At 70.1% G+C, this 20,485-nt stretch carries 18 protein-coding genes; 14 read left to right on the forward strand and 4 right to left on the reverse strand.

Annotated features, from left to right (window positions below; translation table 11 throughout):
• The first annotated feature begins 93 nt into the window (after positions 1-93).
• The 4 genes from ACWCXB_RS05610 to ACWCXB_RS05625 are packed head-to-tail and all read left to right on the forward strand — an operon-like array spanning position 94 to position 5,277.
• Positions 94-888, forward strand: a complete 795-nt coding sequence (locus tag ACWCXB_RS05610; RefSeq protein WP_450719533.1) for an SDR family oxidoreductase — start codon at positions 94-96, stop codon at positions 886-888.
• Between the two features lie 40 nt (positions 889-928).
• Positions 929-2,431, forward strand: coding sequence for a cytochrome ubiquinol oxidase subunit I (locus ACWCXB_RS05615; RefSeq protein ID WP_450719304.1), 1,503 nt, complete (start codon positions 929-931; stop codon positions 2,429-2,431).
• Entirely contained in the window at positions 2,428-3,480 is a 1,053-nt protein-coding gene (locus ACWCXB_RS05620) for a cytochrome d ubiquinol oxidase subunit II (RefSeq protein WP_450719305.1), read from the forward strand. Before ACWCXB_RS05615 ends, ACWCXB_RS05620 begins: the two co-directional genes overlap by 4 nt.
• Positions 3,481-3,498: 18 nt before the next feature.
• Positions 3,499-5,277 (forward strand): cation:proton antiporter, encoded by a 1,779-nt coding sequence (locus ACWCXB_RS05625; RefSeq protein ID WP_450719535.1) that lies wholly within the window; start codon positions 3,499-3,501, stop codon positions 5,275-5,277.
• A 12-nt stretch (positions 5,278-5,289) separates the two neighbouring features.
• On the opposite strand, the gene ACWCXB_RS05630 is transcribed toward ACWCXB_RS05625, so the two are convergent.
• Positions 5,290-7,173 (reverse strand): glycoside hydrolase family 15 protein, encoded by a 1,884-nt coding sequence (locus ACWCXB_RS05630; protein WP_450719307.1) that lies wholly within the window; start codon positions 7,171-7,173, stop codon positions 5,290-5,292.
• Positions 7,174-7,341: 168 nt separating this feature from the next.
• Between ACWCXB_RS05630 and ACWCXB_RS05635 the strand changes: the two genes are divergently transcribed.
• From ACWCXB_RS05635 to ACWCXB_RS05670, 8 genes are all read left to right on the forward strand, one after another.
• Entirely contained in the window at positions 7,342-8,631 is a 1,290-nt protein-coding gene (locus ACWCXB_RS05635; protein ID WP_450719309.1) for a DUF2254 domain-containing protein, read from the forward strand.
• Positions 8,632-8,785: 154 nt separating this feature from the next.
• Entirely contained in the window at positions 8,786-10,030 is a 1,245-nt protein-coding gene (locus ACWCXB_RS05640; protein ID WP_450719311.1) for an ROK family glucokinase, read from the forward strand.
• Positions 10,027-10,638, forward strand: coding sequence for a hypothetical protein (locus tag ACWCXB_RS05645; RefSeq protein WP_450719313.1), 612 nt, complete (start codon positions 10,027-10,029; stop codon positions 10,636-10,638). The genes ACWCXB_RS05640 and ACWCXB_RS05645 overlap by 4 nt, the downstream gene beginning before the upstream one ends.
• A gap of 37 nt (positions 10,639-10,675) precedes the next feature.
• A complete protein-coding gene (gene pcaDC / locus ACWCXB_RS05650) occupies positions 10,676-11,965 on the forward strand; it encodes a bifunctional 3-oxoadipate enol-lactonase/4-carboxymuconolactone decarboxylase PcaDC (RefSeq protein WP_450719315.1) in 1,290 nt (429 codons plus the stop codon).
• A gap of 199 nt (positions 11,966-12,164) precedes the next feature.
• Positions 12,165-12,797, forward strand: coding sequence for an MBL fold metallo-hydrolase (locus ACWCXB_RS05655; protein ID WP_450719317.1), 633 nt, complete (start codon positions 12,165-12,167; stop codon positions 12,795-12,797).
• Positions 12,798-12,839: 42 nt separating this feature from the next.
• Complete coding sequence (locus ACWCXB_RS05660; RefSeq protein WP_450719319.1) at positions 12,840-13,619, forward strand: exodeoxyribonuclease III; 780 nt, start codon at positions 12,840-12,842, stop codon at positions 13,617-13,619.
• Positions 13,620-13,709: 90 nt separating this feature from the next.
• Positions 13,710-14,153: a DUF6278 family protein gene (locus ACWCXB_RS05665; RefSeq protein WP_450719321.1), complete on the forward strand. Its 444-nt coding sequence runs from the start codon at positions 13,710-13,712 to the stop codon at positions 14,151-14,153.
• A gap of 130 nt (positions 14,154-14,283) precedes the next feature.
• Positions 14,284-14,472: a hypothetical protein gene (locus ACWCXB_RS05670; protein ID WP_450719323.1), complete on the forward strand. Its 189-nt coding sequence runs from the start codon at positions 14,284-14,286 to the stop codon at positions 14,470-14,472.
• 54 nt (positions 14,473-14,526) lie between these two features.
• Here the strand turns inward: ACWCXB_RS05670 and ACWCXB_RS05675 are convergent, their stop codons facing one another.
• Together ACWCXB_RS05675 and ACWCXB_RS05680 are read right to left on the reverse strand one after the other, a co-directional pair.
• Complete coding sequence (locus tag ACWCXB_RS05675) at positions 14,527-16,104, reverse strand: alpha/beta fold hydrolase (RefSeq protein WP_450719325.1); 1,578 nt, start codon at positions 16,102-16,104, stop codon at positions 14,527-14,529.
• A gap of 121 nt (positions 16,105-16,225) precedes the next feature.
• Positions 16,226-17,371 (reverse strand): Ig-like domain-containing protein, encoded by a 1,146-nt coding sequence (locus ACWCXB_RS05680; protein ID WP_450719537.1) that lies wholly within the window; start codon positions 17,369-17,371, stop codon positions 16,226-16,228.
• 254 nt (positions 17,372-17,625) lie between these two features.
• Here ACWCXB_RS05680 and ACWCXB_RS05685 point away from each other — a divergent pair, with 254 nt between their 5' ends.
• Positions 17,626-18,396 (forward strand): alpha/beta fold hydrolase, encoded by a 771-nt coding sequence (locus ACWCXB_RS05685; RefSeq protein ID WP_450719327.1) that lies wholly within the window; start codon positions 17,626-17,628, stop codon positions 18,394-18,396.
• On the forward strand, positions 18,393-19,658 hold the full coding sequence (locus tag ACWCXB_RS05690) for a cytochrome P450 (RefSeq protein ID WP_450719329.1): 1,266 nt from the start codon (positions 18,393-18,395) through the stop codon (positions 19,656-19,658). Before ACWCXB_RS05685 ends, ACWCXB_RS05690 begins: the two co-directional genes overlap by 4 nt.
• Here ACWCXB_RS05690 and ACWCXB_RS05695 read toward each other — a convergent pair.
• Positions 19,655-20,398: a hypothetical protein gene (locus tag ACWCXB_RS05695; protein WP_450719331.1), complete on the reverse strand. Its 744-nt coding sequence runs from the start codon at positions 20,396-20,398 to the stop codon at positions 19,655-19,657. The genes ACWCXB_RS05690 and ACWCXB_RS05695 overlap by 4 nt on opposite strands.
• Positions 20,399-20,485: the final 87 nt, after the last annotated feature.

The raw sequence follows: 20,485 nt of genomic DNA on the forward strand, positions 1-20,485 counted from the left end.
GCGGGTCCCGGACGGCGACACCGCCACGGTCCCCAGGACCCGAGGACGTACCCAGGAGGCATCGTGAACACCCAGCCGAACGCGATCCCGCCGCTGCTGAAGGGACAGAAGGCGCTGGTCACCGGCGCCAACTCCGGTATCGGCAGAGCGACGGCGATCGGCCTGGGCCGGGCGGGTGCCGATGTGGTCGTGAACTACGTGGCCGGGCAGGAAGCCGCCGAGCAGGTCGTCGAGGAGATCCAGGCATTCGGGGTGCGCGCGGCCGCCTACGAGGCCGACGTCTCCCAGGAGGACCAGGTGGTCGGCATGGTCGACCGTATGGTCCAGGAGTTCGGGACCATCGACATCATGGTGGCCAACGCGGGCCTCCAGCGCGACGCCCCGGTCACCGAGATGACGCTCGCCCAGTGGCAGAAGGTCATCGACGTCAATCTCACCGGTCAGTTCCTGTGCGCCCGGGAGGCGGCGAAGGAGTTCCTGCGGCGCGGCGTCGTCCCCGAGGTGTCACGCTCCGCCGGGAAGATCATCTGCATGAGCTCGGTCCACCAGCTCATCCCGTGGTCGGGCCACGTGAACTACGCCTCCTCCAAGGGCGGCGTACAGATGATGATGGAGACGCTGGCCCAGGAACTGGCGCCGAAGAAGATCCGGGTGAACGCGATCGGGCCCGGCGCCATCAAGACGCCGATCAACACGAGCGCCTGGTCGACCCCTGAGGCCGAGAAGGACCTGCTGCGGCTCATTCCGTACGCCCGGGTCGGCGAGCCCGAGGACATCGCCCTGGCCGCCGTCGCTCTCGCATCGGACCTCATGGACTACGTGGTCGGCGTCACGCTCTACGTGGACGGCGGTATGACCCTCTTCCCCGGATTCGCCACGGGCGGATGACGCGCGCCCGTTCCCCAGGGCCCGACCACCGAAGGCACGTATGCACCCTCCGGTCCAGCTGCTCGCGGACGCCCACCTGCTGGCGGACGCACCCGCCCAACTGCTCCCGGCCAGGGAGCTCATGGCCTTCACCCTGGCCTCCCACATCATCCTGGTGCCGATGGGGGTGGCGCTGCCGCTGATCACCCTGATCATGCATTACCGGGGGCTGCGCGCGAACGACCCCGTCGCTCTGCTGCTCGCCCGCCGCTGGTCGGCGGTCATGGCGGTCCAGTTCGCCGTCGGCATCGTGACCGGCACGGTTCTCACCTTCGAGTTCGGGCTGCTCTGGCCGGGCCTCATGGGTACGTGGGGCGACGTCTTCGGCATCGGATTCGGCGTCGAGGGCTGGGCGTTCTTCCTCGAATCGGTCCTCATCGCCATCTATCTCTACGGCTGGCGTCGGTTGAAGCCGAGGACCCACTTCCTCCTCGGGCTGCCGCTGCCGGCGACCGCGCTGCTAGGGGCGTTCGGCATCCTCGCGGCCAACTCGTGGATGAACACCCCTCAGGGCTTCACGCTCGACTCCAACGGCAAACCCGTCGACGTCGACGTCTGGAAAGCGATCTTCACCCCGATGTTCGGGCCGGAGTACTGGCACTTCGTCGGGGCCATGCTGGTGACGGCCGGGTACGTCGTCGCGGGCGTCTACGCGGTCGGCTGGCTCAGGGGCCGCAGGGACCACTACCACCGGCTCGGGTTCACCGTCCCCTTCACGCTCGCGGCGGTGGTCAGCCCGATCCAGTTCGTGCTCGGCGACTCGATCGCCCGCTCCGTCTTCCACAAGCAGCCCGTGAAGTTCGCCGCGATGGAGATCGTCTGGGAGACCGACACCCATGTACCGGAGTACCTGTTCGGCCGGCTCCACCCGGACGGAACCATTTCCGGTGGTATCAAGATCCCCCAACTCGACTCCATCCTCGCCGGGTTCAGCCCCAAGACCAAGGTGATCGGGCTGACCTCCGTCCCCGTTTCCGACCGGCCCAACGCCACCCAGGCCACCATCGTCCACTGGGCCTTCGACCTGATGGCCGTGATCGGCTCGCTGCTGGTGCTGCTCGCCCTCTGGTACGCGTGGTACCGGCTGAGGGGGCACCGGATGCCCGCCAACCGCTGGTTCTACCGCAGTGCGGCATGCGCCGGTGTCGCCTCGGTCGTCGCCGTCGAATGCGGCTGGATCACGACCGAGGTGGGGCGGCAGCCCTGGATCGTGTACCAGAACATGCGGGTCGCCGAAGCGGTGACGGCCACCCGGTCCACCAGTCTCTGGATCATGTTCGGTCTGGTGATCGTCGTGTACGTCCTCCTCTTCGGGGCGTTCCTGACCGTGCTGCTCAAGATGCGGACCCGCTGGCGTCTCGCCGACGCCGAGCGGGCCAAGGGGCACCCGGTGGAGGAGCCGGAGACCGACACCCCGTACGGTCCGCGCTCCAAGCCCCCGGACAGCGGTGCCCTCGCCGCCGAGGGCACGGGTCCCGCACCGGGTGAGGACGGCCGGTCATGACCATTGCGGGCCTCATCGCCTTCGTCCTGCTGCTCGTGGTCGCCGCCTACGCCTGCGCCGGTGGCACGGACTACGGAGCCGGCTTCTGGGACCTGTTCGCCGGGGGCGCGGAGCGCGGGAAGCGGCCCCGGTGGCTGATCGACCACGCCATGGCGCCGGTCTGGGAGGTCAACAACGTCTGGCTGATCTTCATCTTCGTCGTCATGTGGACCGGGTTCCCGGTGTTGTTCCAGACGCTCTTCTCGGCGATGTGGCTGCCGCTGGCGCTCGCCGCCGTCGGCATGGTCCTGCGCGGTGCGGGTTTCGCGCTGCGCAAGCCCACCCGGCGGCTGGCCCGACGGCGGGTCTACGGTGCGGTGTTCGCCATCGCCTCACTGCTCACCCCGTTCTTCCTCGGCGCCGCCGTCGGGGGCATCGCATCCGGCAGGGTCGCACCCGGCACGGAGGCATCGGCGGACGCCTGGTCCAATCCGACGTCCATCTTCTTCGGGCTGCTGACCGTCGCCGCGACCGCGTTCCTCGGCGCCGTGTTCCTCAGCGCCGACGCCGCACGCTTCGACACACCCGACCTCGTCGGCTACTTCCGCCGCCGTGCGCTCGGCACCCTCGTCGTCGTGGTCCTGCTCGGTGTGGCCGCGTTCGCCGTCACCCATGGCGACGCGCCCCATGTCTGGCACGGACTCACCCACGGTGCGGGCCTCGCGTTCGTGATCGTGGCCGTCGTGTGCGCCCTGGGCACGGGGTGGCTGCTGCTGCGGTCAAGCGGGCGGTGGTCGCGTTACACCGCGGTCGGCATGGTCGCTGCGGCCGTCTTCGCCTGGGGGTTCGCCCAGCGCCCTTACCTGATTCCGAAGTCCCTGACCGTGCAGGAAGCGGCGGGCGATCCCACGACGCTGAAGTGGCTGGCCTTCGTCACGCTCGTCGCGGTGATTCTCGTCTTCCCGGCCGTGTTCTTCCTCTACTGGCTGGACACCCACGGCGAGCTGGAGTCCCTCACCGACTCCGACCTGCGGGAGGGCGGGACAGGTAGCCGGGCCGACGGCGACTGACGGGACGGACATACCGTGCTGACCGACAACCAGATCCTCCTCGGTATCGCCCTGACCGTGGTCCTGGCCACCGGCTCACAGATCCTGGCGAGCAAGCTGCGCGTCCCCTCGCTGATCGTGCTGCTGCCGGTCGGCTTCGCCGCGGGTGCCCTGACCGACGTCGTCAACCCGGACGAGCTGGTGGGGCCGGACTTCGCTGACGTGGTGTCGCTGTCCGTCGCGGTGATTCTCTACGACGCCGGTCTCGGGCTCAACCTGCGCAATCTCACGGGCCGCACCCGCTGGATCGTGGTCAGGCTGCTGCTGCTCGGTGTGCTCCTCACCTTCCTCGTGATCTGTGCCATCGGCCCTGCGCTGTTCAGCGTGCCGCTCAAGGTGGCGGCGATGCTGGGCGTGATCCTCGTCGTGTCGGGGCCGACGGTCGTCGGGCCGCTGCTCGAGTACGTGCGGCCCGTGGACAAGTTGCGGCGCATCCTGATCTGGGAGGGAACGCTGATCGACCCGATCGGCGGCATCCTCGGCGCGATCGTGTTCCATGCCGTCTCCCAGACGGGCCGCATCGACATCGGCAGGGGATACCAGCTGGGCCAGTTCCTCATCAGCCTGTCCATCGGCCTGGTGGGCGGGGCCGTGGGAGTCGCGCTGCTGTGGCTGACGCTGCGCACCCTCAGGCTCGGCGAAACGCTCGGCACACTGGCGCAACTGGCCACGGTGATCGCCGTGTCGGCGGTATGCGACATCGTCCGGGACGACACGGGCCTGATCGCCGCGATCGTCACTGGACTGGCCGTGACCAACATCCGGGGCTTCGACATGCCCGCCCGCCGTCCCTTCTTCGAGACGCTGGTCCAGCTGATCATCGGGCTGCTGTTCATCTCCATCTCGGCCACCGTCACCCCGGCGTCGGTGGTGCCGGTGCTCCTTCCCGCGCTCATTCTCATCGCGGTCCTCGTCCTGGTGGTGCGGCCGCTCGTGGCCTTCGCCGCGACCCACGGCGAGGGCCTGACCGGCGGGGAACGGGCGTTCATCGGATGGATGGCTCCGCGCGGCATCGTGGCGGCGTCCACGGCCTCGACCTTCGCCGCCGGCCTCGTCGCCACGGGGCTGAAAGGCGCCTCCAAGATCCTTCCGGTCACCTTCCTGGTGATCGTGGGAACGGTTCTGCTGTACGCGCTCACCGCGGCGCCCATCGCCCGACGGCTGGGGGTCACCAGTCCGGCGCGTGCCAGGCCCCTGCTGGTGGGAGGCGACCCGTGGGTGATCGGCCTGGGACAGGCACTGAAGTCCGCGGGTCTCGATGTGCTCATGTGGGCGGGGCTCGACGAGCAGCGGGAACGGGTCCGGAGTGCCGGGATCGAACTGGCCAAGGGAGACATGCTGGCGACGGCCACCAACCCCAGGGCCCGGCTGGAGGGAGTCTCGGCCGTGTTCCTGCTCACCGACGACGACGACTTCAACGCGCTCGCCTCGGTCATGGTCGAGGACAACGTCGAGGGCCCGGTCTACCGGGTGGGGCCCCCGCACGACAGCCATGGCGTCGTCGCCCCCTACACAGGCGGCGACATCCTGTTCGGCAGGCACCTGGTCCGGCACCTGCTGGCAGCCCGGTACGAACAGGGGGAGCGCTTCCTGGTGATGCCCGCGGACCAGGCCCCGCCGTCGGGGTACGACCGGCTGTTCGTGGTACGGGCCGACGGCCGTCTCGACCCCGTCACCGAGGCCGAGGCGCCCGTCCCGGGTACGGGTGACAGGGCCGTACTCCTCGGCCCCGGGAAGGCCGGGGCACGTGAGCCGTGAACCGACGGGAGCTCAGGCCGCGTCGGCCGGCGGAACCGGTGAGGCCTTTCCGCCTGCCCGGTTCAGGGCCGCATCCAGGGTGAGGGCCGTATCGATGAAGGCGAGATGGGTGAAGGCCTGCGGGAAGTTGCCCAGCTGGCGTCCGGTCAGGTCGATCTCCTCGGAGTAGAGGCCCAGATGATTGGCGTACGTCAGCATCTTCTCCAGCACGAGTCGCGACTGGTCCAGCCTGCCCGCCCGCGCGAGTGCGTCGACGTAGATGAACGTGCACAGGGAGAAGGTGCCTTCGGAGCCGCGCAGCCCGTCGGGTGAGGCCTCCGGGTTGTAGCGGTAGACCAGACTGTCGGACACCAGCTCCCGGTCCATCGCGTCCAGAGTCGAGGTCCACATCGGGTCGCTCGGGGTGATGAAGCCCACGGTGGACATCCGCAGTAGCGACGAGTCGAGCACCTCGCTGCCGTAGTGCTGTACGAACGCCTTCCGCTCGGCGTTCCAGCCGCGCTCGTAGACCTGCTGGTAGATCTTGTCCCGTTCACCGCTCCAGCGTGCGAGCGCGGCCGGCCGGCCGCTCGCGGCGGCCAGCCGCAGCGCCCGGTCGAAGGCGACCCAGGACATCACCCGGCCGTAGGTGAAGTGCTGGCGCCCGCCGCGGGTCTCCCACAGACCCTCCTCGGCCTGGTCCCAGTTGTCACAGAGCCAGTCGACGATGGTGTGCAGTGACTTCCACCCGGTGTACCCCACCTGAAGACCGCGTTCGTGGGCGAAGAAGATGCTGTCCATCGCCTCGCCGTAGATGTCGAGCTGGAGCTGGTCGGCCGCGCCGTTGCCGATGCGTACGGGGCTGGAGCCCTGGTAGCCCTCCCAGTGGCCCAGGGTCTCCTCGACGAGGTCGGAGGAGCCGTCGACGCGGTACATGATGTTGAGCGGCCCGGTGTCGCCGGAGTTGCCCGCCTTCTCCTGGACCCGGTCGTGCAGCCAGACCATGAACGCGGTCGCCTCCTCGGTGAATCCGAGCCCCAGCAGGGCGTAGACGGAGAAGGAGGCATCGCGGATCCAGGTGAACCGGTAGTCCCAGTTCCGCTCGCCGCCCAGCTGCTCGGGCAGTCCGGTGGTCGGCGCCGCCACGAGCGCGCCGCTCGGCGCGTACGTCATCAGCTTCAGCGTGATGGCCGAGCGCTCCACCGCCTCCCGCCAGCGGCCGGAGTAACGGGACTGGCCGAGCCAGCCGCGCCAGTACCCGACCGTGTCTTCGAAGAGCTGCTGGAACTCGGCGTGCCCGATCTCCCGGGGCGGGCCGTCGGCGAAGGACTCGATGACGATTCCCCGCTCCTGACCGGCTTGCAGGGTCAGCTTGGCGTGCACGTCACGGTCGCCGGTGACGTCGGTGACGAGCCGTACGTCCTCGGGCTCGCGGATGGCGTGGAGGGTCAGCTCCATGCCGTCCGCGACGAACACCCCCCCGTTCTCGGTGACATGAAGCTCGTGCGGGGCGCGGCCGTAGTCGAACCGCGGAACGATGTCGACCTCGAAGGTGATGCTGCCGCGGACGCATCGCAGCAGACGGACCAGTCGATGGCGATTCGTCGCCGTCGTGCCCGTCACCGGCATGAAGTCGATGACCTCACCGGCTCCGGCCTCGGTCATGAAGCGGGTGACGAGGACCGCGGTGTCGGGAAAGTACAACTGCTTGCTGGTGTACGTCTTGTCGGCAGGTGCGACCCTGAAGTACCCGCCCTTTTCGCGGTCCAGCAGCGCACCGAAAATGCTCGGCGAATCGAACCGTGGACAGCAGAACCAGTCGATGGTGCCGTGTGTGGTCACGAGTGCTGCGGTCTGCAGATCACCGATGAGACCGTGGTCCTCGATGAGGGGGTAGTCGAGCGGGTAGTCGTTCATCGCGAGCCCCTTTCGCCCTGGCCAGGCAGTCCCGTGCCACCCCATCAGCTTAGACAGTCAAGACATTTCGGGCCTTTCGGAATTGTCTGGATGATTCGTGCATATCCGGGAGCGGCCCTACCGTGGAAGGGCGAGAGAACATCAGCTGACACCCCGGGGGCGCGAGCGATGATGTCCTGGGCGACGGTCTTCCGGCTGCGGCAGTACGCCAAGGCAAGTCTGTGGATGGTTCCGCTGCTCGGCATCGTTCTCGGTGTGCTCCTCGCGGACGCCACGGTGTGGCTCGACAGCAAGGTGAGGGTGCCCGAGGACTGGCAGTACTCCGCGTCGACCGCGAGCAGCGTTCTCAGCTCGATCGTCGGCGCGATGGTCGCTCTTCTCGGCTTCGTCGTGACCATCGGCGTCCTCGTCGTCCAGCAGGCCACGGGAACGCTCTCCCCGCGCTACATGCGGCTCTGGTACCGGGACCGGCTGCAGAAGGCCGTGCTCGCCACCTTCGCCGGAACGTTCGCCTTCGCCTTCTCGCTGCTGCGCCGCATCGAGACGGACTTCGTGCCCGATCTCGGTGTCACCCTGGCGGGTGCGGGCGTCGCGGCGAGTCTGTTGCTCCTCCTGATCTATCTCAACCGATTCATCCACAACCTGAGACCCGTGGCCATCGCCGCCCTGGTGTCAGGGGCGGGACGACGGCTGATCGACCGGGGGACGATGCTGGCCGAGAGCGGCACGATCCGCGGCGGGGAGCGGACGGCACCCCTGACGGGCGGACCCGTGACCCGGATCCCCACCGAGCAGGGCGGCACGATCCAGGGCATCAACGCGGCGCGGCTGAGGGCCGTCGCCGAGCGCCACGACTGCGTGATCGTGCTCGCCCACCGGGTGGGTGACTCCGTACCGCCCGGCGCCACGCTGCTCGAGGTCCACAGCGCACCGCCCCCCGACGCCCGGGCCCTGACCGGACTCGTCGCGCTGGGCGTCGAGCGGACCATCGAGCAGGACCCCGCCTTCGCCCTCCGCATCCTCGTCGACATCGCGATCAGAGCGCTCTCACCGGCCGTGAACGATCCCACGACCGCAGTTCAGCTCCTCAACCACATCGAGGCGTTCCTGCACACGGTCGGCAAGGCGGAGCTGAGCCACAGCTACACCCTCCACGACAGCCATGGCCGGACCCGGCTGGTGGTCCCCGGGCGGGCCTGGGCGGACTTCCTCCAGCTCGGTGTGACCGAGATCCGTGAGTACGGTGCGACCTCCACCCAGATCTGCCGACGGCTCCGGGCCCTGCTGGACGGCCTGCTCGCCGCCCTGCCCGAATCGCACCTGCCCTCCGTGCGGGCGCAGCTGAAGCTCCTGGACGAGTCGGTGGCGCGCTCGTTCACCGACCCGGCCCTGCTGGCGATCGCGATGACCCCCGACCGCCAGGGCATCGGAAGCGGGTCCGGCGACGCCCCTGTGTGAACGACGCCCCTGTGTGAACGCAGGGCAGGGGCTTCCGCTGCGCGCCCCCGCCCTCGCACGGCCCCCCTGCGATGCCCGGATGGCACAATCGGGCACGGCGGGCGCCGTCCGCCTCCGCTGATCCGGACCGCCCACCACCACTCGCAGGGACGTCGTGAGCACGTACCGTGACTTCACAAGCCGAGGCTCCGCCCGGGCCACCGTCCTGCGGACCGTCGGCACACGAGAGCGGCGCTCCCACCTCACGGCGCCCCGTGTCCCGACCGTCGGCATCGACATCGGCGGTACGAAGGTGATGGCCGGCGTCGTCGACGCCGACGGGGTCATCCTGGAGAAGGTCCGCACCGAGACCCCCGACAAGTCCAAGAGTCCCAAGGTCGTCGAGGACACCATCGTCGAGCTGGTCCTCGACCTCTCGGACCGGCACGATGTGCACGCCGTCGGCATCGGCGCGGCCGGCTGGGTCGACGCGGACCGCTCCAAGGTGCTGTTCGCGCCCCACCTCGCCTGGCGCAACGAACCGCTGCGTGACGCGCTGCAGAACCGCCTGGCCGTCCCCGTCATGGTCGACAACGACGCGAACACCGCCGCCTGGGCCGAATGGCGCTTCGGAGCCGGCCGCGGCGAGGACCATCTCGTCATGATCACGCTCGGTACGGGCATCGGCGGCGCGATCCTCGAGGGCGGGCAGGTCAAGCGCGGCAAGTTCGGCGTCGCCGGCGAGTTCGGCCATATGCAGGTCGTGCCCGGCGGGCACCGCTGCCCCTGCGGCAACCGCGGCTGCTGGGAGCAGTACAGCTCCGGCAACGCCCTCGTCCGTGAGGCCCGTGAGCTGGCGGCCGCCGACTCCCCTGTCGCGTACAACATCATCGAGCGGGTCAAGGGCAACGTCCCGGACATCACCGGCCCGCTGATCACCGAGCTGGCCCGCGAGGGCGACGCGATGTGCGTCGAGCTGCTCGAGGACATCGGCCAGTGGCTCGGCGTGGGCATCGCCAACCTCGCCGCCGCTCTCGACCCCTCCTGCTTCGTCATCGGCGGCGGCGTGAGCGCAGCCGACGATCTGCTGATCGGGCCCGCCCGGGACGCCTTCCGCCGCCATCTGACCGGGCGCGGCTACCGGCCGGAGGCCCGTATCGTCAAGGCCGAGCTCGGCCCCGAGGCCGGTATGGTCGGCGCCGCCGACCTTGCGCGGCTGGTCGCCCGGCGCTTCCGGCGCGCCAACAGGCGCCGCGTCGAGCGGCACGAGAGATACGAGCGGTACGCCCAGGCCCTCCGCAACCCGGGCAGCCTCGGCGGCATCAGCAGCAACGGCAGCAACGCCGGCAACGGAAGCCAAGGCAACAACGGCGACACCGGTAACACCGCCCGCACCACCCCCCAGGAACCCTCCTCATGACCCTGCCCCGACAGACCGTCCGCCCGGACGGGACGACCCGCCCGGACGGGACCATCCGCCCGGACGGGACCGTGCGTCCGCCGGAGGACCGGCGCCACATGATCCGCCGCCGCTGGCTGACCGCGATCGTCATCGTGCTGCTCATCGGCGTCCCGGCCGGCTATCTGGTGATCTCCGCGGAGCAGAGCCGCGACAGCGGCCGGGACAAGGAGCGGGAGTCGTCGGCCACCGGGCTGCGCGAGAGCTGGCCGTCCAAGATGAAGCGCCGCGTGTTCGAGGTGCCCATCCCGGCGAAGTCCACCGAGGTCGCCTACTACGAGACCTCCAACTGGAAGTCCAGCCGTCTCTACGTCACCTTCCGGACCACCGCCGCGGGCCTCGACCGCTTCCTGAACAAGGCCGGCACCAGCCGCTCCGCGCTGAAGACCGGCACGGTCACCATCGGCGAGCGCGACGCCTCCACCGTCGGATGGTCCTTCGGGCCCGAGTCCTACTGGGCGGGCACCACGCACCGGCAGGAGGATCCCAGGCCGACCCAGGACATCACCGCCGATCTGACCGATCCGTCCTCGCCCAAGGTGTATGTCGTCTCGACGGCGACCCCCTGATCCGGAGCGTGTGCCTCCGCTCACTACTGTGGAGCGAGTGAGTGAGACGCAGACGCCTACGCCCCCGAAGACCCTGCAGTACCGGATCGACGGTCCGGACGACGCGCCCGTACTCGTCCTGGGGCCCTCGCTCGGCACCACGTGGCACATGTGGGACCGCCAGACACCGGAGCTGTCCCAGCAGTGGCGCGTCCTCCGCTTCGATCTGCCCGGCCACGGCGGCGCCCCCGCGCACCCCGCCGGCTCGGTGACCGAGCTCGCCGACCGCCTCGTCGCCACGCTCGACGGACTCGGCGTGCAGCGCTTCGGGTACGTGGGCTGCTCGATCGGCGGTGCCGTCGGCATCGACCTGGCGCTGCGGCTGCCGCACCGGGTCGCCTCACTGGCGCTGGTTGCGGCCTCGCCCCGGTTCGGGACCGCCGACGAATTCCGACAGCGGGGCGTGATCGTCCGTACGAACGGACTGGACCCGATGGCCCGCACCGCGCCCGACGGATGGTTCACGCCGGGCTTCGCGGCCGCCCAGCCCGCGATCGTCGAGTGGGCCGTCCAGATGGTGCGGACCACCGACCCCGGCTGCTACATCGCCGCCTGCGAGGCGCTCGCCGCCTTCGACGTACGCGCCGAGCTGGGCCGGGTCGGCGTCCCGACCCTGGTCCTGGTCGGCTCCGACGACCAGCTCACCGGGCCCGCCGAGGCCCGCACCCTGGTCGCCGGCATACCCGACGCCCGCCTCGCGCTGGTCCCCGGCGCCTCCCACCTCGCGCCCGTGGAGCAGCCGGCCGCGGTCACCGATCTGCTGGTACGCCACTTCTCGTCGGCCTGGCAGGACACGCTGGCCGCGATCCCCGCGCCGCCGGTGTTCCCCTCCATCTCCGCGCCGGTCACCCCGGTCGGCGAGATCGCCCCGGCCCCCGAGCAGCCGCACGCCGTCGGGTCGGTGCGCCCCGACCCGTACGAGGCCGGGATGAAGGTCCGCCGCGAGGTGCTCGGGGACGCGCATGTGGACCGGGCCACGGCCGCGGCGGACGACTTCACCGGCGACTTCCAGGAGCTGATCACCCGCTATGCCTGGGGTGAGGTCTGGACCCGCGACGGGCTGGACCGGCGGACCCGCAGCGCGGTCACGCTCACCGCGCTGGTCGCGGGCGGCCACCTCGAGGAGCTGGCCTTCCACACGCGGGCGGCGCTGCGCAACGGTCTCACTCCGGTCGAGATCCGTGAAGTCTTCATCCAGGCGGCGGTCTACTGCGGCGTCCCGGCCGCCAACTCGGCGTTCCGCGTGGCCCAGGCGGTGATCCGCGAGGAGACGACCCCGCGCGACTAGGCCCTGTCCGGCGTTCGAGGACGGACACGCGGGCCGACCCGACAGCACCGGGCCCGCCCAGGGGCCCGGGGCGGAGCCCTGATTCCGGGCGCCGCACCCTGGCGACCGCGCCCCGGCGGGCCGCGGCCGCTAGGGTCGCAGGAGGGGGCCGGTCACGGCGGCCCCGGAGGCCGCGGCACCCGAGAGGGAGGTCACCCAGGTGAAGCTCACAAAGAAGTCGCACGCCTGCATCCGGCTCGAGAAGGACGGGCGCACGCTCGTCATCGACCCCGGTGGCTTCAGCGAGGAGGACGCCGCGGCCGGCGCGGACGCCGTTCTCGTCACGCACGAGCACCCGGACCACTTCGACGAGCAGCGCCTGCGCGTGGCCCTCGACGCCCAGCCGGGCGCCGAGATCTGGACCCTGCGCAGCGTCGCCGACCGGCTCTCGGCCGCCTTTCCCGGCCGGGTGCACACCGTCGGCAACGGCGACACCTTCACCGCCGCCGGTTTCGACGTCCAGGTGCACGGCGAACTCCACGCCGTCATCCACCCGGATCTGCCGAGGATCACCAATGTCGGCTTCCTCGTGGACGGTTCGGTCTTCCACCCCGGCGACGCGCTGACCGTCCCCGCGCAGCCCGTGGAGACGCTGATGCTTCCGGTGATGGCCCCCTGGAGCAAGGTCTCCGAGGTCATCGATTACGTACGCGAGGTCAAGCCGCGCCGTGCCATCGACATCCACGACGCCCTGCTGACCGAGCTCGCGCGCCCCATCTACGACACCCACATCGGCAACCTCGGCGGCGCCGAGCACAGCAGGCTCGCCTCCGGGGACTCGGCCGACGTCTGAGGGGCCCCGCTGACTGTCACACCCCGCGGTTACGCTTGCGGCATGCGCATCGCCACGTTCAACGTCAATTCGATCACCGCCCGGCTGCCGCGCCTGCTCGCCTGGCTGGAGAGCAGCGGCACCGACGTGCTGTGCATCCAGGAGACCAAGTGCACCGCGGAGCAGTTCCCCACCGACGCCCTGAAGGAGCTCGGCTACGAGTCCGCGGTCAACGCCGACGGCCGGTGGAACGGCGTGGCGGTGGTCTCCCGGGCCGGGCTCGACGACGTCGTCATGGGTCTACCCGGCGGCCCGGCGTACGGCGGTGTGCAGGAGCCGCGCGCGGTGAGCGCCACCTGCGGTCCGGTCCGCGTCTGGTCGGTGTACGTGCCCAACGGCCGGGAGGTCGCCCACGAGCACTATGTGTACAAGCTGGCCTGGCTGGAGGCGCTGAAGCAGGCCGTCGCCGAGGACGCCGCCGGCGACCGGCCGTTCGCGGTGCTCGGTGACTACAACATCGCGCCGGCCGACGACGACGTGTGGGACCCGTCCTTCTTCGAGGGTATGACCCATGTGACCGAGCCGGAGCGTGCCGCGCTGGCCGGTCTGCGCGAGGCGGGCCTCGCCGATGTGGTGCCGCGCCCGCTCAAGTACGACCACCCGTTCACCTACTGGGACTACCGCCAGCTGTGCTTCCCCAAGAACCGGGGCATGCGCATCGACCTGGTGTACGGCAACGAGCCGTTCGCGAAGGCCGTCAAGGACAGCTATGTCGACCGGGAGGAGCGCAAGGGCAAGGGCGCATCGGACCACGCTCCGGTCGTGGTCGATCTCGATCTCTGAGACTCCGGGACCCCGGCAGGCGCAGGCCTCCGGGGCCCGCCCCGCGCGCCATGTGGTGCGCCCGTCCATGGGAATGCGAGGCTGATCGGTATGAACATCCCTTTCTTGGACAACTGGCGCAAAAGGCATGACGACGAGCGGGACGGACAGGCGCTGGCCTCCGCCGCGGGCGGCGACCCCGACGGCGTGGCCGAGCTGCTCGCCGAATGTGAGCTGCTGCGGGTCCGGGCGGGGCAGCAAGGGCTGGAACTGGACGACACGCCTGCCTCGTTGGAGGCCCTCGACCAGCTGCCGCCGCGCTGGCGGGACGACCCGGAGGAGCTGCCCTGGGTCGGCAACGACGCGGGGCTCTATCTCGGCACCGTGATCGTGCGGACCGTCCGGGGTGCCTCCTGGCATGTCTGGCCAGGCGGCCATCCGGTGGTGCGGCTCGCGTCGGGGCGCGAGATCAATGTGGTGGAGGCGGGGCTGGGCTGGGCGGTGCAGGGCTCGCCGGAGCTGTCCCAGGTGTACGCGGAGGCGGCCGAGGCCTGACGGCCCCGCCCGCCCGCGGAATAGTAAATACGGCTTATGCCCTATTTATGCGTGTCGAGTGTGAAGTCCCTTGTTGGGCTGGATAGTTTGCGCTGACCCGACACCGCTGAGAAATGGGGCAGGGCAGCGTATGGGCGTCGATCCGTTGATCGAGCTGCGTGACGTCAACAAGCACTGCGGGCACAAGCACGTCCTCCTGAACTTCAGTCGCAGGATCTGCGGCGGCACGCGAGACGCCGGACGACTCGACTACGATGTGCCGTTCATCCCTGTGATGACGGCGGCCTCGCCGATCTCCACCGGGATGCGCAGTCCCTGAAACAAAGGCCGTGGGCGTCGCCCCGGCCGGACCCGGCCCGGCAGCAGCCGGAGATCACTTCTCGCGCAGCGGGACCGACACGTACGACGGGTCGGCCGTGGGCGAGGAGAAGGTCAGCTGCGCGCCGGACGGGTTGTGCTCGATGTAGAGCGGGTCGACGGTGTCGACGACCAGGGCCAGTCGATGGCCGGCCGGTACGTCGTAGGCGGTGGAGAACAGCTCCAGGTCCACGGCGAACGGCCGGCCCGGGGTCCGGCCGTGGAAGGTGTACGGGGCGTTGCTCACCAGCTTGCCGAGGCCGAGCGGTCCCACGTCGTAGAGGTACGCGACGAGGGTGCCGCTCTCCTTGTTGCTGGAGACCGTGGTGTGAAGCTTCACGGTTCCCCGGATCCGCTGCGCCGACGTGACGCGCTCGGACTGCCAGACGGCGGCGAACGACCGCGGCAGCAGCGGGATCGAGGCGACCGGGGGCAGCTTCAGGAACTGGTCCAGGGTGCTGGAGAGCATCACGAGGCCGCCGTTGGCGCCCGAGTCGAGGTTTGCGTAAATCTTCTTCGTACCGCCCAGGGCGATCTTCCGGGTGTCCGCCCCCACCGACTTCCAGTCCGGATAGGTCTCGTAGTCCCCGGCCGAGCGGGACTTGATCCGGACGGGCTGCTCGCGGTCCACGCCGTTGTCGGCGCCCTTCAGGTAGTGGTCGAACCAGCGGTGGGTGCTGGTCCAGGTGTCGTTGGGCAGTCCGAGCAGACCCGCGCCCTCGGCTGTGGCATGGTCGCCAGGGCGGAACTCGAGCCGCTTGGGAACGGTGAGCCGCTCGTAGAACGCGGCGTACTCATTGGGCGGGAAGATGGTGTCGCCCCAGGCGTTGCCGAGCATGACGGCAGCGCCGTTCCGGTTGATCCGGTCGAGATACGTGGCGGGGGAGCGCTTCTTCCCCCAGGCGATCATCTCGTCCTCCTTGGCCAGGTTCGAGCCGAGGAAGTCCTTGGTGAACTGCTGGAGTTCGGGGCTGGGGCGGCCGGTGAGATACCCCGCGCCGACGAGCAGCCCCGCGGCCTGGAGGTGCTGGGTGCGGCCGCTGTAGATGGCGTCGGTGAGACTGGCCCAGCCGCTGAGTGCCGCGACCGCCTTGATCCGGTCGTCGTGCGCGGCGGCGAGCAGACTGATCCCCGCGGCGTACGACACACCGGCCATGCCGACCTTGGACGGGTCGGCAGGGGTGTTCGCGAGCGTCCAGTCGATGACCTTCGATGCGTCGGCGATGTCCGGCGGCCCCGCCACTTCGATCTCTCCACCGGACTGCCAGAAGCCGCGCACGTTGTAACTGACCACCACATAGCCCGAGTCGGCGAGCTTCCTCGCCTGCGCGAGGTACTCGACCTGCGGTGTGGCCCAGCTGGTCGGCAGCACGATCACCGGGTAGGTGTGCGAGCCGTCGGAGTCCGCGGGGGTGACGACGTTGGCCTTGAGCACGGTGCCGCCGTCGCCGTGGATGTCGACGAACCGTATGCCGGGGTGGCTGTCGGCCGCCGCCGGAGTGGCCGGGGCCAGCCCGAAGGCTGCCCCGGCCAGGAGGGCCGCGGAGACGGTGCCGGTCGTGGTCGTGCGCAGGGCCTTGTGGGGGTGGGCCATCGGTCGCTCCTGACTCATGCAAGTCTCAAAGTGACCCGACGGTAACCGGCTAGTCTTACCTTAGGTAACTGGTCGGTAAGTTACGTGAGAGTAACGATTGTTGGGCGTGGTCCGGCGGAGGTCAGCGCAGGGAGCTCTTCGCCTGCCAATCGGCCCAGCTCAGATTCCACTCCCCGTAGCCGTTGTTGAGGGCGATGGTGCCCTTGGCGTCGCCGCCGGTGATCTCGAACGGGTCGCCGAGCTGGACCTCGCCGTAGACCGCCGACGCGTCCGCGTCGCTCATCCCCACGCAGCCCGAACTCCGGTTGGCGTTGCCGAAGTACGCGGCGTTCCACGGCGCCGCATGCGCGTACATCCCCGACCAGGTCAGCCGCATCGAATAGTCGACCATCTTGTCGTAGGCGTCACCGAGCCCGACCGTCTCGGAGTTCATGTTGATCGTGCCCTCCTTCGCCATCAGCACGGCCGTTCCGCGCCAGGAGGCCTTTTCACCACCGGGGGTGCCGGCCGACATCGGGACGTCCTTGATCTGCACCCCGTCCCGGTAGAGCTTCAGCCGGTGGCTGTCGAGGTCGACCTTCACCAGCTGCTGCTTGCCGACGGTGAAACCGGTGGTGTAGTCGCGGACGAACCAGCCGCCGTCCCCGCCCGAATCGATGCCGTTCAGCTCGGCGTTCAGCGTGACCTCGGTGCCCGGCTTCCAGTAGTCCTTCGGCCGCCAGTCCACCCGGGACCTGCCCGACCAGTCCTCCATCCAGCCCCACGAACCCCGGGTGTTGTCCGACGTGGTCACCTTGAGGTGCTTCTCGACCTCCGCCTTGTTCCGCACCGGACGGTCGAAGACGATCGACAGCGGCTGGGCGACCCCGACCGTGGTGTTCCTGCCGGGCGCGAGCGTCAGTTTGTTGACCTTGTCCGGCGCGGCGGTGGCGAAGCGCACGGTCGCCGTACCGCCCTGGTCGTCCAGCGCCTGCACCGAGTAGGCCGTGCCGGGCGCGGCCTTGCGGGCCGATGTCCACGTGCGGCCGTCGCCCGAGACCGTACCCGTGAGCCTGCCGCCCTTGGAGTCGGTGACCGTGACCTCCTTCAGCTTCCCCGCCGCGAGCGTCACCTTCACCGGCTCGCCCGCGCTCGCCCGCTCGCCCCGCAGATTCACCGTGATGCTGGTCCGTGGCTTGCCGTCGGCGGCCGCCTTGTCGTCCGAGGCCGCGGCGCCGGAGGCGCCGGAGCACCCGGTGAGCGCGACCGCGAGGGCCGCGACGCACATGGGCACGGCGGCGGGGCGGACGGTGGTGCGCGGGCGTATCTGGAAGCGGCTGCGGCTCAACTCAAAAACCTCCGTTGCGAAGTGTTCCGCCGGTACAGAGGCCACAGCAGGAGGTGAGGTTGCGTATATGCCGGGTATTTCCGCTGTTGCCGGATGTGATATGTCGGACAGTGCGCCGGTTCTGCACCCTGGCGGTTCCGCGAAAGGGCAGCCACCGTGGTCTCGTACGTACGCAGCCGGCGAACGGAGACGTCGTGACACCTTTCGTGCTTCCGCACACGCTGCTCGGTGAAGGACCGCACCGCGTCATCGCCGTGCACGGCTGGTTCGCCGACCGCGGCGCCTACGCCCCCGTACTGCCCGACCTGGACCTGGCCTCCTTCACGTACGCGTTCGTGGACCTGCGCGGCTACGGGGAGGCGATGGGCATCCCCGGCGCGTACACCACCGGCGAGGGAGCCGCCGATGTGCTCGCGCTCGCCGGGCGGCTCGGCTGGGACCGCTTCTCGCTCGTCGGCCACTCCATGGGCGGATCCGTCGTCCAGCGCGTGTCCGTGCTCGCACCCCACCGGGTGCGGCGGCTGGTCGGGATCTCACCCGTCCCGGCCGGCGGGCTGCCGATGCCACCGGACCAGTGGGGGCTTTTCGCGGACGCCGCCGAGCGCCCGGCGAACCGCCGCATCATCATCGACCTCACCACCGGCTCGGTGCGGCCCGCCGCCTGGCTGGACCGCATGGTGCAGCGGTCGTTGCGGCGCAGCGACCCCAAGGCCTTCCGCGCCTGGCTCGACTCCTGGGCGGTCGAGGATTTCCACGGCGACGTCGAGGGCTCGACCGTCCCGGCCCTCGCCGTCGTCGGCGCCCTCGACCCCGCGCTGGGCGCCGGGCTGATGCGCGACACCTGGCTGCGCTGGTACGCGCGGGGCGAGCTCGCCGAGCTGGCGGCCGCCGGCCACTACGCGATGGACGAGACCCCGCTGCAGCTGATCCGTACCGTCGAGGACTTCCTGCGGGCGGACGCGTGACCGGCCCGGGGCGATCGGCCGCGATCCCCGATGTGTTCGACCCGCGCATCTACGCGACCGGGCTGCCCCACGACGCCTTCCATGAACTGCGCGACCGTCACCCGGTGGCCTGGCAGGACGAGTACGAGGTGCTGGGCTGGCCGGCCGGCCCCGGCTTCTGGGCCGTCACCCGTCATGCCGACGTCGTCCGGGTGCTCAAGGACGCGGAGAGCTTCTCGTCGTGGCTCGGCGCGACGCAGATCCGCGACCCCGACCCGGCGGACCTGCCGTTCATCCGCCGCATGATGCTCAATCAGGATCCTCCGGACCACGGCCGGCTGCGGCGGCTGGTGAGCCGGGCCTTCACCCCCGGCCGTATCGACCGCTTCACGGCCGCCGCGCGGGCCCGCGCCCGGGAACTGCTCGGAGCCGCCCGCGACGCGGGCCCCGTCGTCGATCTGGTCGCCGCCGTCACTGACGACTACGCGCTGCTCAACCTTGCCGATCTGCTCGGCGTACCGGAGAGCGACCGCGGTCTGCTGCTCAAGTGGACCGAACGCGTCATCGCCTACCAGGACCCGGACGAGCCGCCCGTGCTGGACGGCGAAGGGAAGCCGGTCAATCCGCGCTCGCCCGCGATGCTCCGCGAGATGTTCGACTACGCACAGGAGCTCGCGGCGTACAAACGGCGCCGCCCCGCCGACGACGTCATGACCTCGCTCGCCGCGCCCGGACTGTCCGACGCCGAGCTGGAGATGTTCTTCTTCCTGCTCACCGTCGCCGGGAACGACACGGTCCGCAGCGCCGCCCCGGGCGGACTCCTGGCGCTTGCCGCGCACCCGGACGAGCAGCGGCGGCTCAGGGTTGGGGCGGTGGGCGTGGACACGGCCGTCGACGAATTGCTGCGCTGGCACCCGCCGGTGCTGTCGTTCCGCCGCACGGCGGCCCGGGACACGACACTCGGCGGCCGGGCGGTACGCACCGGCGACAAGGTCGTCGTCTTCCACGCCTCCGCCAACTACGACGAACGGGTCTTCGCCGACCCGTACCGGCTCGATCTGTCCCGGACGCCGAACCTGCACGTGTCCTTCGGGGACGGACCGCACGTGTGCCTGGGCGCGCATTTCGCGCGCCTTCAACTCCGCGTGCTGCACGAGGAGGTGCGGGAGATCCTTCCGTTCGTCACCGTCGCGGAGCCGCCGAGGCGACTCGTGTCCAACTTCATCAACGGGATCAAGTCGCTGCCGGTCGGCCTCAGCGGGGCCGACACGGACAGGGCCTAGCTTGCGGCGCGGTGCGAGGTGCGGACGGCGGGCGCCGGGGCCTGTGCCGCCTTGGTGACGTCCGCGACGAGTTCGACGACATCGGGCCCGTACGCCTGCGTGTTGACGACCTTCAGCAGCAGGACGAAGGAGTTCGTGCCGTGCTTGCGGGCGAGCTTCTCGTGGTGACGGGCCAGGTAGCGGGTGGCGGCCTGGTTGGTGATCGCCCGCTGACCGCAGAAGAGGAAGACGGGCCGCGCGCCCTCGCCCACCGTGAGCCGCGCGAGGAGGACGTACTCGGTGGTGCCCGCCTCCAGGCGGTACCGCTCGGAGCCGATCTGGAACGCGCCGCGGTCCGGACCCGGCTCCACGTCCGTGTTCACCTTCACGCCGGGGAGCAGCGAGGAGAGGTGCGCGGCCATCCGGCGGTTCGAGTACGGGCCGCCGACGCAGAACTCCGTACGCTCGCCGAAGCCCTGCTGGGCGACATCGTGCTGAATGATCTGGGCGTGCGCGCCGCAGTCCTTGACGAGCGCGGAGAGCTCGAGGAGCGCGAACACGTCGAAGCGGTGCACCGCGCCCTCGCTGCCCGCCTCACGGTTGACCACGAGCAGACACTCGGAGTTCCCCGGCAGACCGAAGAAGGCCTGCTTCCGGCGGAGCCTGCGGCGCCAGAGGTAATTACGGGCGAACCAGCCGAACGAGGCGCTGATACCGGCGGCCAGGACGCCGAGCACGATGTTGCGCAGGTCTTCATTCATGGGCGCGCATGCTAGCGGGCCGGGCGGAACGGTGTTCGATGCGGTCCTGACGGGAAGGCTGAGGTGTAGTTACGCTGCGCGGACGTT

The sequence above is a fragment of the Streptomyces sp. NPDC001514 genome, assembly GCF_053597075.1.

What these genes read in the sequence shown, in the direction of transcription:
- ACWCXB_RS05635 (WP_450719309.1), top strand. Translation starts at nt 7,342, where the DNA reads ATGATGTCCTGGGCGACGGTCTTCCGGCTGCGGCAGTACGCCAAGGCA.
- ACWCXB_RS05660 (WP_450719319.1), top strand. Translation starts at nt 12,840, where the DNA reads ATGCGCATCGCCACGTTCAACGTCAATTCGATCACCGCCCGGCTGCCG.
- ACWCXB_RS05695 (WP_450719331.1), bottom strand. Translation starts at nt 20,398, where the DNA reads ATGAATGAAGACCTGCGCAACATCGTGCTCGGCGTCCTGGCCGCCGGT.
- ACWCXB_RS05675 (WP_450719325.1), bottom strand. Translation starts at nt 16,104, where the DNA reads ATGGCCCACCCCCACAAGGCCCTGCGCACGACCACGACCGGCACCGTC.
- ACWCXB_RS05680 (WP_450719537.1), bottom strand. Translation starts at nt 17,371, where the DNA reads ATGTGCGTCGCGGCCCTCGCGGTCGCGCTCACCGGGTGCTCCGGCGCC.
- ACWCXB_RS05620 (WP_450719305.1), top strand. Translation starts at nt 2,428, where the DNA reads ATGACCATTGCGGGCCTCATCGCCTTCGTCCTGCTGCTCGTGGTCGCC.
- ACWCXB_RS05615 (WP_450719304.1), top strand. Translation starts at nt 929, where the DNA reads ATGCACCCTCCGGTCCAGCTGCTCGCGGACGCCCACCTGCTGGCGGAC.
- ACWCXB_RS05645 (WP_450719313.1), top strand. Translation starts at nt 10,027, where the DNA reads ATGACCCTGCCCCGACAGACCGTCCGCCCGGACGGGACGACCCGCCCG.
- ACWCXB_RS05665 (WP_450719321.1), top strand. Translation starts at nt 13,710, where the DNA reads ATGAACATCCCTTTCTTGGACAACTGGCGCAAAAGGCATGACGACGAG.
- ACWCXB_RS05630 (WP_450719307.1), bottom strand. Translation starts at nt 7,173, where the DNA reads ATGAACGACTACCCGCTCGACTACCCCCTCATCGAGGACCACGGTCTC.
- ACWCXB_RS05670 (WP_450719323.1), top strand. Translation starts at nt 14,284, where the DNA reads ATGGGCGTCGATCCGTTGATCGAGCTGCGTGACGTCAACAAGCACTGC.